The organism is Streptomyces sp. NPDC001700 (assembly GCF_053596435.1).
Genome location: NZ_JBSFGE010000019.1, coordinates 15215 through 29133, shown reverse-complemented (window position 1 = coordinate 29133; position 13919 = coordinate 15215). Strand labels below are relative to the sequence as shown.

The window sequence follows — 13919 nt, the reverse complement described above, 5'->3', positions numbered from 1 at the left end:
AAACGCGACTCCAGCAGAATGTCACATGTCGGCAACACGCTGTAGCGCCATGTCGACATTACAGCGCCGAAGGGGCGGGGCGGGGGTCCCCCGTCACGATGACGGTTCGATCCGATTTGCGGATCTCAGCCTGGCGAAGCTGCGGGACAGCAGTCGCGACACATGCATCTGTGAGACACCCAGCTCGGCGCTGATCTGAGATTGAGTCAGATTGCTGTAGTAACGGAGCAAAAGAATACGCTGCTCCCGCTCGGGCAGCTGTACGAGGAGGTGGCGCACCAAGTCGCGGTGCTCGACTCCGGCGAGCGCCGGGTCCTCGTAGCCGAGCCGGTCGACCAGTCCCGGCAGCCCGTCGCCCTCCTGGGCGGCCTCCAGTGAGGTGGCGTGGTACGAGCGCCCGGCCTCGATGCAGGCCAGCACCTCGTCCTCGCCCAGCCCCAGCCGTTCGGCGATCTCGGCGGTGGTGGGCGAGCGGCCGTGCAGCACCGTCAGATCCTCGGTCGCGCCGTTGACCTGCACCCATAGCTCGTGCAGGCGGCGCGGTACGTGCACGGTGCGGACGTTGTCGCGGAAGTAGCGCTTGATCTCGCCGACCACGGTCGGCATCGCGAAGGTCGGGAACTGGACGCCGCGCTCCGGGTCGAACCGGTCGATCGCGTTGATCAGGCCGATCGTGCCGACCTGGATCACGTCTTCCATGGGCTCGTTGCGGCTGCGGAAGCGGGCGGCGGCGTAGCGGACCAGCGGCAGGTTGGCCTCGATCAGCGCGTCGCGCACCCGGTTGTGCTCGGGGGTGCCGACGGTGAGGCCGGACAGCTCGGCGAAGAGCACCTGGGTGAGGGCTCTGGCGTCAGCCCCGCGGCTTCTGCCGCTCTCGCTGCCGCCGTCACCTCGGCCGCCATCGCCTTGGGGCGGGGTTCTGGGCGCGGTACGGGCCGACACGGTCACGCCACCCCTTCACGATGTACTCACCCGGCAAAGCGGTCATAGCATCACAAGACATGTGCACTGTGTGCAAGCACCGCTTTACTACGTGTTGGTGGCGAAATTGCCCCATAGTGGGGCAGCCGCTTCCGTCGGTACTCGGAAGGCGGAGCCGGTGATCACCCGGGTGCTGATCCCGGGCGGCGGGTCAGTTGACCAGTTCGCTCATGAACTCACCCACGCTCTTCGCGGCATCCGATATGCCCTCGAACCCCACCTGGACGAGATCGGCCGCTCGCGCCGGGGTCTGGATGATCGTGTACAGCACGAAGACGATCAGCATGTAAAGCGCGATTTTCTTCGCCTGGGCCATCTCGTACTGCCTCTCCCGCCGTGTCCCCTGAGGTAATCGCGGCGGAGTCTATCCACACCGCACAAACATCAGTCTTATCAGTCCGATCATCTGGCAGGTGATCCACAGGTGCGGACTCCGTGGAGTGGGCGCCCGGGCGACGATGGGTGGACTCTGGAGAGGGGCGGGCATCGAAGGCCGTGGAGGGAGGCGGAGATGCGGGTGGGAGTGCTGACGGGTGGCGGTGACTGCCCTGGGCTGAACGCGGCGATCCGCGGCATCGTCCGCAAGGGCGTCGAGGTGCACGGCCTCGACTTCGTCGGGGTGCGGGACGGCTGGCGCGGCGCCCTCGACGGCGGGATCGTGCCGCTGGACGTGCCGGCCGTGCGCGGCATCCTGCCCCGTGGCGGGACGATTCTCGGGTCCTCCCGCACCAACCCGCTGGCCAGCGAGGACGGGGTGCGCCGGGTCCGGGAGACCCTCGCGGACTACGAGGTGGACGCGCTGATCGCCATCGGCGGCGAGGACACGCTCGGGGTCGCGGCGGCCCTCGCGGAGCAGGGGATCGACGTGGTCGGCGTGCCCAAGACCATCGACAACGACGTCGCGGGGACCGACAGCACCTTCGGCTTCGACACCGCGGTCAACATCGCCACGGAGGCCATCGACCGGCTGCACACCACCGCCGAGTCCCACACCCGCACCCTGGTCGTGGAGGTGATGGGCCGCCACGCGGGCTGGATAGCCCTGCACTCGGGCATCGCGGGCGGCGCCAACGTCATCCTCATCCCCGAGCAGCCCTTCGACGTCGACCAGGTCTGCGGCTGGGTGGAGAGCCGCTTCAAGATCAGGTACGCGCCGATCGTGGTGGTGGCGGAAGGGGCCGTGCCGAAGGAGGGTCAGATGGTGGTCAAGGACTCGGCGCTGGACGAGTTCGGCCATGTGCGGCTGTCCGGCGTCGGGGAGTGGCTGGCCCGGGAGATAGCCGATCGCACCGGCAAGGAGGCCCGCACGACCGTGCTCGGGCACATACAGCGCGGCGGTACGCCCAGCGCCTTCGACCGCTGGCTGGCCACCCGCTTCGGGCTGCGCGCGGTCGACGCGGTGAAGGAGCGCCAGTTCGGGGTCATGGTCGCGCTGCGCGGTACGGACGTGGTGCGCGTACCGCTCGCCGAGGCCGCGGCCGGGATCAGGACCGTGGATCCCGCGCTCTACGCCGAGTTCGGCGTGTTTTTCGGGTGAGAGGTGGGGGTGTCCTTCGGACGAGGGGGTGATGGGGCTGAGCGGGTGCTACGGGGCTGACGTCGGCTGACGGGCGTGGGGGCGTACGTCCTGGGTGAGGCGGGGCGGGCGGCTCGCCGGTGCGGTGCCGGTGCGGTCAGGCGGTGTGTGGCGTGCGGTCGGGCGGTGTGCGGTCAGGCGGGGTGGGGGACGACGGCTACCGGGCAGTGGGCGTGGTGGAGGGCCGCGTGGGTGACCGGGCCCAGGCGGCGCTCGGCCGGTCGTGGGCTCGTACGGCGTCCGACGACCAGCAGCCGGGCCCGCTCCGACGCCCGCACCAGCGCCTGGGCCGGGCCCAGCAGCACCACATCCGGCACCACCGTGACCTGTGGGTATTTCTCCCGCCACCCCCGCAGGGCGTCGGAGACCGCCTGGCTCTCCTGGTCCTCCCACAGGCCGCGGTCCTCCTCCAGCACGGTCAGCATCCAGGCGGACGGCGAGGCCGGGGGCAGCGCCCAGGCGTGCACGACCCGCAGCAGGGCGTCCCGCTCCCGGGCGGCGCGGAAGGCGAAGCCGATCGTCTCGTCCGCCGGGGCGTGTGCGGCGAAACCGGCCACCACCTCGTCCGCCGCCCCCTCCGCGTCCGGCGGCCGCGCCGCCGGGTCGGGCACGGTCACGACGGGGCAGTCCGCGGTGGCCGCCACGCGCAGCGCCACCGACCCGACCGCGAGGCCGTCGAAGCCGCCCCAGCCGCGCGCCCCGACGACCAGCAGTCCGGCGTCCGCCGCGGCCGCGAGAAGGGCCTCGTCGGGTTCGGTGTCGGTGTGTGTCCCCTCGACGTCGAGGCCGGGGTGGCGGGCCAGGAACGCGTCCACGGTGCGCCGCAGCATCTGCTCGCCCACCTGCTGCCACGCGTCCACCCCGGGCACCGGGGAGACCCTGCGCGGCAGCGGGGGACCCGCGTGGACCAGCAGCAGCCCGGCCCCACGGCGCAGCGCCTCCCGCGCCGCCCACTCCGCCGCCATCAGGCTGCGCTCTGAGCCGTCGACGCCCGCGACGACAGGGCCGGTCATCGCGTTCTCCCTCCCGGAGCGTGAATGGGGTTTTGCGTTTAGTCTAGATACGAGGGATATATCCGCGATGTGCGTGATGAGTCCCCGACTGAACCGCGAGGGGCAGCGGCCGCCCCCGGTCCGGGCCACCGGACCGGGGGCGGTTCTGCGTCTGCGGCCCCGCCGCGCCGGGGTGCACGCCGAATGGGGGTGGCGGAGGCGTCCCCCGAAGGTGGGGGCGGATGTCCGGGGTTCGGGGGACGCGGCGGCGCGAGGGGCGAGCGCAGGATGGGGTCGACGGAAGGGAAACGGACATGCGCTCGATCTCATGGCATCTCACCTCGCGCCGCTCACGACTTGCCGCCGGATCCGTCGCCGTCGTGTCCGCCGTGGCGGTCCTGGGGACGGTCACCCCCTCCGCGGCGCGGGGCGCGGCGGCGGAATACCGTCGCGAACCGGTCGGGAAGACCTCGGTACCGGCGTTCACCCCGGCCATCGGCCATGACCGCAGACATGTGGTCTCGCCCTCCAACGGTGGCCGGGCCTTCCAGGGCGACACCCCCGGCCTCTACTCCGGAGTCCCGGGCCGCCAGCCCTGTGACCGGCGGGAACTGATCCGCGACCTCAAGGCGTCCCCGAAGAAGGCCGCCGCCTGGAGCCGGGTCCAGCACATCCGGCCGCAGCGCGTACCGGCCTACGTCCACCGGCTCTCCGGTGTCGTCCTGCGCTCGGACACCTACGCCAGGACGTACGGCTACCAGGGCCGGGTGAAACCCGCGGCCACCGTGCTCCAGGCGGGCACCGCGGTGCTCGTCGACCGGCGGGGCATGCCGGTCGTGAAGTGCGCCTCCGGCAACCCCATCAGGGCGGCGGCCCCGAAGAAGGACGCCGAGACGAAGTTCACCGGTCCCGAGTGGTCCGGCTTCTCCCGTAACGCGGTCACCGTCATCCGCCCGGCCCCGGACGCGGTCAAGCGGCTCACCCTGGTGACGGTCGGCAAGTCGGAGCTGTTCCGGCGGGTGATCGGTGAGGCCAAGGGCAAGAAGGGGCGGGACGCGGTGCTGTCCCCGGCCCGCTACCCGAAGTACCTGGCGATGCCGGGCGAGCAGAACGCCCCGAACCTGGCGGAGGCGCCGAAGAGGATCAAGCGCCACTCGCCGCTGGGCCTGGAGACGATCCGTCCGTCCGAGACCTCGTCGGCGGAGCCGTCCCAGCCGCCGGATCAGTCCCAGCAGCCCACGGACCCCGGTCAGCAGCAGCCCTCGGATCCCGGGCAGCAGCCCTCGGATCCGGGCCAGCAGCAGCCGTCCGATCCGGGGCAACAGCCGTCGGATCCGGCGCAGCAGCAGCCGCCGCCGTCCCAGCCGCCGTCCGACCCGGCCCAGCAGAACCAGCAGCCCCCGCCCCCGCAGCAGCCCACGGACCCGAACCAGCAGAACCAGCAGCAGCAACCCCCGCCTCCGCCCCCGCCTCAGCAACCTCCGCCCCAGCAGCCACCGCAGCAACAGCCCCCGCCGCAGCCCCCGCAGTAGTAACAAGAAGCCGTCCCTGGCCCGGTTGTTCCTCCCGGACCAGGGACGGCTGGCGGCGTGGCGCGGGCGTCTAGAACGGCATGCGTCTAGAACGGCATGCGGCTCCGGGCGCGGCGACCGGCGGCGCCGCTGCGGCCAACTGCCTTGGAGCTGCTGCGGAAGGGCTTGCTGAAGATCCGTCCCAGGATGCCGGGGGCCTTGTAGCCCGCGCGGGTTCCGGCGCCCAGGGTGCGTTGGGTGCCGCGTTCGGGGTGGCGGGACAGGCGCGGGACGAAGAAGGCCAGCACCGCCAGGACGACACAAATGCCAACAATGGCGAAGATCATGGTGAAACACTCCTCTGTAGAGGCGTGCCCGCCGGGTACCCGCCTTGTCCGGTCGCATGCCCGGCCGCATGCTTGCCCCGGCAACTGCCTATCCTTCCCAGTCCACTTCGTGCCATGGAACGATCAGGAGATGACCGATTTCCTGACATCAGAACACATCGCCCGCCGCTCCTCCGCCGCCCTCGACGCGGCGGTCGGAGCAGGCCGCGAACGCGGCCTCACCGTGACCGACGCCAGGGTCCTCCATGACCTGTTCTCCGTCGTCGTCCATCTCGCGCCCTCGCCGGTGGTGGTCCGGGTCCCCACCGTCCTGCCGCCCTCCGCGGACCTCGCGACCCAGGCCGCCCGCCAGCAGACCGAACTGGACGTGACCCGGTGGCTCGCGGACCAGGGGACGCCCGTGATCCCGCCGAGCCCTCTCGTGCCACGGGAACCCGTCCAGCGCGACGGCTTCTCGATGACGTTCTGGCAGTTCGTCGAGGAGGACCGGGACAAACAGCCCGACTACGCGGCGAACTCCGAAAGCGTCGCCGACCTGCACGCCGCGATGCGCGCCTACCCGGGCCGCCTGCCGTATCTGTCCGCGGCCGAACCGCGGTTCATCGCGGAGAGCCTCGCTCTGCTCGAAAAACGCCCCGACCTGCTGAGCCCGGCCGACCTGGACCGCGCACACCGCGAGTGGCAGGTGCTGGAGCCGCTCACGGGGTCGCGCACGGTCTTCGAGACGAGGTTCCCGGGGGTCGATCTCCAGCCCGTCCACGGCGACTCCCCGCCCGCGAACATCTTCTCCGGGGCGGACGGGGACCTCTACGCCGACTTCGAGCTGGTCACGTTGGGCCCCGTCGAATGGGACCTGGCCGGTCTCGGGCCCGACCTCGAAGCCGCGTACAACCGTGGCGCGGAGCGCAACGGAATGAGGCCGCTGAACCAGGACGTCATGCGCTTCGTGAACGCCGTGGGCATGCTGCGGGCCATCTCCTGCCTCGCGCTCACGCCGCAGCTGCCCGTATTGGCGGACTACGTGAAACCGGCCGTCGACCAGTGGCGCACGCTGCCGTTCGCCGGTGGCCTGGCCGACTGACACCACCTCCGCACCCGCAAGGCGTCTACAGCCACAGGAGGCGGAGGCGGTCGGGGGCGCTCGGGGTCATCGGCGCTCTTCCTTCCGAGACGGCGCGGGTGCGGGCGCGGGTGCGTGCGTGGGCGCGGGCGCTGAGGGGGCGCTCCAGCTGGCGAGCAGGGCCAGGGCTTCGGCGGACGGCGAGCCCGCTTCCGCCGTGTAGAGGCACAGGGTCTGGTCGGGGTCGGCGGGGAAGGCCAGGGTCTCGTGGTGGAGGGTGAGGCTCCCGACGGTGGGGTGGCGGAAGTGCTGCTCGCCGTGGGCGCACTGGGCGACGCGGTGGGTGTCCCACCAGGCGCGGAACTCGGGCACCTTGACGAGGAACTCCCCGATCAGCTCGTTGAACCGCGTGTCGTCCGGGTGGTGCGCGGCGACCAGGCGGAGGTTGGCGACGACGATCTCGGCGACCTCGTCCCAGTTCTCGTACCGCTCGCGCGCGGCCGGGTCGAGCAGGACGAACCGCGCGAAGTTGCGCTCCCGGTACGGCAGCGCGTCGAAGTCGGTGATCAGGGCGCGGGCGAGCCGGTTGGAGCCGATCACGTCCTGGCGGTGGTCGGTGACGAAGGCGGGGGTGACCTCGCCCAGGACGTCGAGCATCCGGTGCACCGCGGGCCGGGCCCGCGCGGCGCGCGCGGTACGGCGGCGCCGTGGGCCTGCGGGGCGGGGCCGGGCGAGGGTGAACAGGTAGTCGCGTTCGTCGTCGTCCAGCCGCAGGGCCTGGGCGACGGAGGTCAGCACGGCCTCGGAGACGTGGGGATGGCGGCCCTGTTCGAGGCGGGTGTAGTAGTCGGTGCTGACACCGGCCAGCAGGGCGACCTCCTCGCGCCGCAGCCCGGGAACACGGCGCGCACCGGGCCCGGGCGCCAGGCCGGCGGCGTCGGGGGTGAGGCGTGCGCGACGGGAGCGCAGGAAGTCGCCGAGTTCGCGGTTGTGCTCCATCCCTCCAGTATCGAAGGGCCGGGGGCGCGCCGTACGGGGTGAGGGTGGCCCAGCTGGACCCAGGCTCGCCGTACGGCCTTGAAGACGGCGGCTATACGCGCCTCGTCTCGCGTTGGGCGGGCTCCGCCGCCAGGCTGGCCAGGAGCTTGAGCCGGTCCTCGGAGGCGCTGCCCGGCTCGGCGGTGTAGAAGGTCAGCTCGTGCACCGACCGGTGGGAGGTGGGCAGGTCCAGGGACCGGTACGTCAGCTCCAGACGGCCGACCTCCGGGTGCTGCAGGGGCTTGATGCCGTCATGGCGGATACGGACGTCGTGCGCCGCCCACAACGTGCGGAAGTCGGGGCTGAGAGTGGACAGCTCGCCGATGAGGTCGCGCAGGGCCCGGTCGTGGGGTTCGCGCCCGGCCTCGGCGCGCAGCAGGGCGACGGTGGTGCGGGCGGCGGCGTCCCAGTCGACGAAGAAGTGGTGGGCGCCGGGGTCGAGGAAGTGGAAGCGGGCGATGTTGGCGCGGCCGCGCCGGTCGGTGGTCTCGCTGTCGAACATCGGCGCGTGCAGGGCCCGGGCCAGCGGGTTGGTCGCGACGACATCCATGCGGCCGTTGCGTACGAAGGCGGCGGACAGCGCGACGGAGTCGAGCAGCCACTGCACGGGCCCCGGAACCTCGACGTCCTTGCGGCGGGACGGCGTGCGGCGGGCGGGGCGGGCCGCGCGGGCCAGGTCGAACAGATAGGTGCTTTCGTCCTCGTCCAGCCGCAGGGCCTGGGCGACCGCGTTGAGCACGTCTTCGGATACGCCGCTGATGTGGCCCTTCTCCAGCCGCGTGTACCACTCGGTGCTCACCCCGGCGAGCACCGCGACTTCCTCCCGCCGCAGCCCCGGGACCCGGCGACGGCCGCTGGTCGGCAGCCCGACCTGCTCCGGGGTGATCTTCGCGCGCCGACTGGCGAGGAAGTCCCGGATCTCGGAGCGGTTGTCGGCGCGACTGTCGGCGCGGTCGCCGGTGCGGTCGTCGGCGCGGCTGCCGGTGCGACTGTCGGCGCGGTCACCGGCGCGGCTGCCGGTGCGGTCGTCGGGGCGGTGGTCCATGCCCTCCACGGTAGTCACGGACATCCGGGGAGGGAGGTTGAGCTTGTACCCCCCATAAACGCAGCCTTCCTCGGGCGCGACGCGGGCGGTTTCGTGGGCCGGGCACTGTGAACACGACCGCTGCGGAGACGACGTCATGACCACCCGAGGAGGGACCCTCCCCACCCCCGCCCCCACCGGCGTACAGGAACGCCACGCCCGGCCGCCCGCCCGGCTGCCTCCCGTCGTCTACGCGCTGGCGCTGGGCACGTTCCTGATGGGCACGGCCGAGTTCGTGGTGGCGGGTCTGCTGCCGGAGATCGCCGGTGATCTGCGCGTGGGCATGGCCCAGGCCGGAATGCTGATCACGGTCTTCGCGGCCGGGATGATCGTCGGCGCGCCGCTGATGGCGATGCTGACGCTGCGGCTGCCCCGGCGGCTGACGCTGATGCTCGCCCTGGGGATCTTCGCGGCCGGACATGTCGTCGTCGGGCTCGGCTCCAGTTTCGGTCTGCTGCTGGCGGCGCGATTTCTGACGGCGCTGGCGACCGGAGCGTTCTGGGCGGTGGCCAACGTGGTCGCCGCGGACGCCGCCGGTCCCGCGTCGAGTTCCCGCGCCCTGGGCGTCGTGGGCTCCGGCGCGATGCTCGCCAATGTCGTCGGGGTGCCGCTCGGCGCGTTCGCGGGGCAGCTCATGGGCTGGCGGGGACCGTTCTGGGCGCTCGCCGTGCTCGCGGTGGCCGCCATGGCGCTCATGGCCCGCTGCGTCCCGCACGACGGCGGCGGCGGTCAGCAGACGGTGTCCGTACGGTCCGAGCTGTCCGCCCTGCGGTCGGGCCGCCTGTGGCTGGCGCTGGCGGCCTGCGCGACCACGACCGGCGGCGTCCTGTCGGCGTACTCCTACATCTCACCGCTGCTGACCGAGCGGGCCGGTCTGGACGCCGGTCTCGTACCGCTGGTGCTCGTCGGCTTCGGCGTCGGCGCGCTGGCGGGCTTCCTCGTCGGCGGCCGGATCGGAGACCGGCGCCCGCACGCGACGACGATCGTCGCGGCCGCGGTGACCACGGTCCTGCTGCTCGCGATCTGCCTGCTCTCCGGCTACGCCGCCCCGACGGCCGCGCTGGTCGCCCTGCTCGGGCTCTTCGGGCTCGGCGCCAACCCGGTGCTGATCTCGCTGGGCGTCCGCTACGCGGGCCAAGCGCCCACCCTCGGGTCCGCGCTCGTCGTCTCGGCGTTCAACGTCGGTACCGCGATCGGCTCGCGGATCGCCGGATACGCCCTCGATTCCAGCCTCCAGACCACCGGACCCGCCGTGGTCGGCGCCGCCATCGCCGCGCTGACCCTGGTGCCCACGGTCGCCATGGCCGTCATCCAGCGCCGCCGCTCCGCGTCACGCGTCGTCGCACACCACGCGTAACACCCGTAACCACCTGCACCAGAAGCACGCACCACCCCGAGGAGAACACCCCATGCGCGCCACCCTCATGTACGGCGCCGGTGACGTCCGCGTCGAGGACGTCCCGGACTCCGTCATCAAGCAGCCCACCGACGTTCTCGTCCGCGTCACCGCCTCCTGCGTCTGCGGCAGCGACCTGTGGCCGTACGGCTCGATGTCCCCGGCGGACGGCCCCGCCCGGATGGGGCACGAGTTCATCGGCGTCGTCGAGGCCACCGGCTCCGACGTGACCACCGTCAGGAAGGGCGACCTGGTCGTCGCCCCGTTCGCCTTCTCGGACGGCACCTGCGCGTTCTGCCGGGAGGGGCTGCACACGTCCTGCGTCCACGGCACCTTCTGGGACATGGAGCCCGACGAGGGCGGTCAGGCCGAAGCGGTCCGGGTGCCGTTCGCCGACGGGACGCTCGTGAGGCTCCCCGTCGCCGCCGACTCGGCGCTCATACCGTCCCTGCTGACCCTCTCGGACGTCTTCGGCACCGGTTACCACGCCGCCGTCGCGGGCGGCGTCAGCGAGCGCACCCGCGTCACCGTGATCGGCGACGGGGCGGTCGGGCTCATGGCCGTGCTGTCGGCGAAGCGCCTCGGCGCCGAGCAGATCATCCTGATGGGGCGCCACCAGGCGCGTACCGACCTCGGCCGGGAGTTCGGCGCCACCGACGTCGTCTCCGCCCGTGGCGAGGAGGGCATCGCCCGGGTCCGCGAGCTGACCGGCGGCCACGGCACCCACGTCGTCCTGGAGGCGGTCGGCAACATGCCCGCGTACGAGCAGTCGGTCGGCGTCGTCCGCCCGGGCGGCGTCATCAGCCGGGTCGGCGTTCCGCAGTACGAGGACGCGCCGATCGGCTTCGGCAGCCTCTTCGCCCACAACATCCGCCTGGCCGGGGGACCCGCCCCGGCGCGCGCCTACATGGCGGAGCTGATGCCCGACATCCTGGACGGCATCATCGAGCCCGGAAAGGTCTTCGACGCCACGACCGGCCTCGACGGCGTCCCCGCCGGATACCGGGACATGGCCGACCGCACGAGCCTCAAGGTCCTCATCAAGCCCTGACGCGCTCCCGTCGGAATTTTGGAACGGAGCGCTCCGCTCCGATAAGGTCGCCGCACCATGAACCCGTTCCGCCCAGACGGAGGACAGATGAAGGCGACGACCAAGCCGACGGCCCTGGTGACCGGCGGCAGCCGGGGGATAGGCGCGGCGACCTCGCTGGAGCTGGCGGCCCGCGGCTACCGCGTGGCCGTGAACTACTTCTCGAACCGCGAGGCGGCCGACCAGGTGGTCAAGCTCATCGAGGCCGACGGAGGCGAAGCCTTCGCCCTGCGAGCCGATGTGCACGACCCCGGCCAGGCGGCCGAACTCCTCCGGCGCTCCACGGCAGACGGGCGCCTGGACGTCCTCGTCTGCAACGCCGGTGCCAGCTTCATCCCCACCCCCGTGCGGGACCTCGCCTGGGACGACTTCAAGGCGAAGGTGACGGACGAACTCGCGTCCGTCTACACCCTCACCCAGCAGGCGCTGGCCGTCATGGGCGCCCAGGGGCGGGGCCGGATCGTGTACGTCTCCAGCACGGTGGCCGACGGTCCGCCCGCCCCGGGCATGGCGGCCCACGGGACGGCCAAGTCCGCCCTGAACACCTTCGCCCGCTTCGTCGCCCACGAGGCCGGTCCGCTCGGCATCAACGTCAACGTCGTGGCACCGGGCTTCGTCCGCACCGAGGCCAGCGCCGGGATGCCGGAGGAGTTCAAGCGGAGGCTGGCGGACCGTACGCCGCTCGGGCGGGTCGCGGAAGCGGAGGACGTGGCCCGGGCGATCGCCATGCTCGTCGGCGAGGAGGCGGGCTTCGTCACCGGCGAGATCCTCACCGTCGACGGGGGCCTCAACGTGGCGCGGGCGTAGGGGAGAATGCCGCACCATGGGTGACACGCACGCCGGTACGGCACACTCCGGTACGCCGCGCGGCCGACAGCGGGAGGCGGACCGCAACGACGCCCGCCTCATGCGCGCCGCGCGCGAGGTCTTCGCCGAACTCGGCTGGGACGCCCCCGTATCGGAGATCGCCCGTCGCGCCGGTATCGGCATGGGCAGCCTCTACCGCCGCTACCCCAGCAAGGAACTGCTGGCCCAGCGGATGCGGATCGTGGCGATGGAGCAGCTCGTCACCCAGGTGCGTACGGCCCTCGCCGAAGAGCCCGACCCCTGGGCGGCCTTCGCCCGCTTCCTGCGGGACGCGCTGTCGGTCCAGGACCCCGGCGGTCCGCTGCTCCCCCTGATCGGCGGGCGGCTACCGGCCACGGACGACGTCGCGGACGCCGCCGCACGGCTGCGGGCCGCCCTCGACGACCTGGTGGCGCCCGCGCACCGGGCCGGGGTGCTGCGGGCCGACTTCACCTCCGCCGACATCCCCATGCTGCTGGAACACCTCACCGCGCGGATGCCCCTCACCGGGGAGCGTGCCACCGCGCTCCACCTGCGCTACCTCGACCTGGTCCTCGCCGGGCTGCGCACCCCGGCCGCCGCGCCCGCCGACCCGCCCGCCGCCCTTCCGGGTCCGGCACCGCACTGGGCCGAACTCCGGGACCTGTGGAACGCCCCCGAGGGGTGAGCCCGCCTCACCAGTAGGCGCGGTCGTCCCAGGGCTCGAACTCCGCGTACTCGACAGGGTCGTCGTCCTCGTCCAGCGCCGCCAGCCCCGCCGTGACGAAGGTGCCGCGCAGCCAGGCGAGGAGCGCGTCGACGAGGCCGCGGTCCCACGGCCCGCCCTGCCGGGCGTGGCGGGGCCAGACGATCAGGGGCCAGGCGTCGGGGTCGGCGCCCTCGGTGAGCCAGCCCAGGTAGTCGCCGTCGATGGAGTTGGCGAAGGGCAGAAAGCCGCCGGGCTCGGGCCACATCGCGAGCGGATAGTGCTCCGGGAACTTCTCCTTGAGCTGCCCGTAGGCGTCCAGGGTCTCCTCGACGTGGTGGACGAACCCCTGACCGGCCGGGCGCAGCGGGGTGTGGAAGCGCAGCCATTCGCTCCAGCACCCGGCGCCGTACAGCTCCAGGAGGGTCACGTACTCCCGGGGCAGCCGTGTGCCCAGCTCCTCGAAGAGCGCGTCCCAGGTGCCGCCGCCCAGGTACGGGGCCTCGGCCGGGGGCGGGGACAGCAGGCGCAGCGCGTCCAGGCCGGTGCCGGTCTCCAGGGCGACGCGGCGTTCGGCGTCGGTGAGGCGGGGAACGGTGGGCTCGGGCGGCGTCCAGGGCCCGGCCTCCGGCAGAAAGGCGGTGCGGGCGGCCGTGCCGGGCAGCGGGCCCATCAGGGGGCCGGGCGGGGAGGGGAGTTCCCAGCCCTCGCGGACCATGCGGCGCAGATAGCCGGTGAGGGTGAGGTCGTACCGGTGCCAGGGGAGGAGCCCGCTGCCGGGGACGGGCCCGGTGTGGCGGACGACCACCGTCCACTCGTTGGGGTCCGCCGAGACGGACGTGTCCCAGAACAGCACATCGCTCCCCCGGGTCTCGCCCCAGGCGAGGAGCCCGCCGGGGTCCGGGTGGACGGCCGACCGCTCCGGCTCCGGCAGGGCGCGGTGCGCGATCCGGGCTTCGCGGTGCGTTTCGCGCAGCCAGTCCCCGTAGTCGAACGCGCCCTCCTGGACGCAGGGCACGTGGATCCACACGTACGCGCCGAAGTCCAGCGGCCCGTGGGCGTCGGCCAGCCGCTTGTAGTCGTCCGGCAGAGCCACCCCCAGCCACGCCTCGACCGCCGCCCAGTCGACGGGGACGGGCACGGGCGGCCGCTCCGGGCCGGGGGTGGTGAACGCGGCGATGTCCAGGGGCACGTGGGGTCCTCCGGTTCGGACGGTCGGGACGGTCGTACGGTCGGGACGGTCGTACGGTCGGACCCCTATCGTCGCTGTTCCCCGGCGGCCGCGGTGGACGCAAGGAACGGGTCGAGGACGC

At 72.6% G+C, this 13919-nt stretch carries 14 protein-coding genes; 7 read left to right on the top strand and 7 right to left on the bottom strand.

Annotated features, from left to right (window positions below):
* Nucleotides 1-93 precede the first annotated feature (93 nt).
* Together ACWC5C_RS29695 and ACWC5C_RS29690 are read right to left on the bottom strand one after the other, a co-directional pair.
* Nucleotides 94-948, bottom strand: a complete 855-nt coding sequence (locus ACWC5C_RS29695; RefSeq protein ID WP_385436140.1) for an RNA polymerase sigma factor SigF — start codon at nt 946-948, stop codon at nt 94-96.
* 184 nt (nt 949-1132) lie between these two features.
* Nucleotides 1133-1297: a hypothetical protein gene (locus ACWC5C_RS29690; RefSeq protein WP_450880340.1), complete on the bottom strand. Its 165-nt coding sequence runs from the start codon at nt 1295-1297 to the stop codon at nt 1133-1135.
* A gap of 195 nt (nt 1298-1492) precedes the next feature.
* Here ACWC5C_RS29690 and ACWC5C_RS29685 point away from each other — a divergent pair, with 195 nt between their 5' ends.
* Entirely contained in the window at nt 1493-2518 is a 1026-nt protein-coding gene (locus ACWC5C_RS29685) for a 6-phosphofructokinase (protein WP_385436141.1), read from the top strand.
* Between the two features lie 173 nt (nt 2519-2691).
* Here the strand turns inward: ACWC5C_RS29685 and ACWC5C_RS29680 are convergent, their stop codons facing one another.
* The gene (locus ACWC5C_RS29680) at nt 2692-3570 is read right to left on the bottom strand and encodes a universal stress protein (RefSeq protein WP_450880337.1); all 879 of its coding nucleotides are present in this window, start codon (nt 3568-3570) and stop codon (nt 2692-2694) included.
* A 293-nt stretch (nt 3571-3863) separates the two neighbouring features.
* Here ACWC5C_RS29680 and ACWC5C_RS29675 point away from each other — a divergent pair, with 293 nt between their 5' ends.
* The gene (locus ACWC5C_RS29675) at nt 3864-5081 is read left to right on the top strand and encodes a DUF6777 domain-containing protein (protein WP_450880335.1); all 1218 of its coding nucleotides are present in this window, start codon (nt 3864-3866) and stop codon (nt 5079-5081) included.
* Nucleotides 5082-5167: 86 nt separating this feature from the next.
* Here the strand turns inward: ACWC5C_RS29675 and ACWC5C_RS29670 are convergent, their stop codons facing one another.
* The gene (locus ACWC5C_RS29670) at nt 5168-5407 is read right to left on the bottom strand and encodes a DUF6411 family protein (protein WP_450880333.1); all 240 of its coding nucleotides are present in this window, start codon (nt 5405-5407) and stop codon (nt 5168-5170) included.
* Between the two features lie 130 nt (nt 5408-5537).
* On the opposite strand from ACWC5C_RS29670, the gene ACWC5C_RS29665 reads away from it, so the two are divergent.
* Nucleotides 5538-6488 carry a phosphotransferase gene (locus tag ACWC5C_RS29665; protein ID WP_450880331.1) on the top strand — a complete coding sequence of 317 codons (951 nt, stop codon included), beginning with the start codon at nt 5538-5540 and terminating at the stop codon, nt 6486-6488.
* A gap of 66 nt (nt 6489-6554) precedes the next feature.
* On the opposite strand, the gene ACWC5C_RS29660 is transcribed toward ACWC5C_RS29665, so the two are convergent.
* Nucleotides 6555-7466: a helix-turn-helix transcriptional regulator gene (locus ACWC5C_RS29660; protein ID WP_450880329.1), complete on the bottom strand. Its 912-nt coding sequence runs from the start codon at nt 7464-7466 to the stop codon at nt 6555-6557.
* A gap of 91 nt (nt 7467-7557) precedes the next feature.
* The gene (locus ACWC5C_RS29655; protein ID WP_450880327.1) at nt 7558-8574 is read right to left on the bottom strand and encodes a helix-turn-helix domain-containing protein; all 1017 of its coding nucleotides are present in this window, start codon (nt 8572-8574) and stop codon (nt 7558-7560) included.
* Nucleotides 8575-8686: 112 nt separating this feature from the next.
* Here ACWC5C_RS29655 and ACWC5C_RS29650 point away from each other — a divergent pair, with 112 nt between their 5' ends.
* From ACWC5C_RS29650 to ACWC5C_RS29635, 4 genes are all read left to right on the top strand, one after another.
* Entirely contained in the window at nt 8687-9946 is a 1260-nt protein-coding gene (locus tag ACWC5C_RS29650) for an MFS transporter (protein ID WP_450880325.1), read from the top strand.
* A 52-nt stretch (nt 9947-9998) separates the two neighbouring features.
* Nucleotides 9999-11036 (top strand): zinc-dependent alcohol dehydrogenase family protein, encoded by a 1038-nt coding sequence (locus ACWC5C_RS29645; RefSeq protein ID WP_450880323.1) that lies wholly within the window; start codon nt 9999-10001, stop codon nt 11034-11036.
* 87 nt (nt 11037-11123) lie between these two features.
* Nucleotides 11124-11882 carry an SDR family oxidoreductase gene (locus tag ACWC5C_RS29640; protein ID WP_450880321.1) on the top strand — a complete coding sequence of 253 codons (759 nt, stop codon included), beginning with the start codon at nt 11124-11126 and terminating at the stop codon, nt 11880-11882.
* Nucleotides 11883-11898: 16 nt separating this feature from the next.
* Nucleotides 11899-12588 (top strand): TetR/AcrR family transcriptional regulator, encoded by a 690-nt coding sequence (locus ACWC5C_RS29635; RefSeq protein ID WP_450880319.1) that lies wholly within the window; start codon nt 11899-11901, stop codon nt 12586-12588.
* A 7-nt stretch (nt 12589-12595) separates the two neighbouring features.
* Here the strand turns inward: ACWC5C_RS29635 and ACWC5C_RS29630 are convergent, their stop codons facing one another.
* Nucleotides 12596-13798 (bottom strand): SMI1/KNR4 family protein, encoded by a 1203-nt coding sequence (locus ACWC5C_RS29630; protein WP_450880317.1) that lies wholly within the window; start codon nt 13796-13798, stop codon nt 12596-12598.
* Nucleotides 13799-13919: the final 121 nt, after the last annotated feature.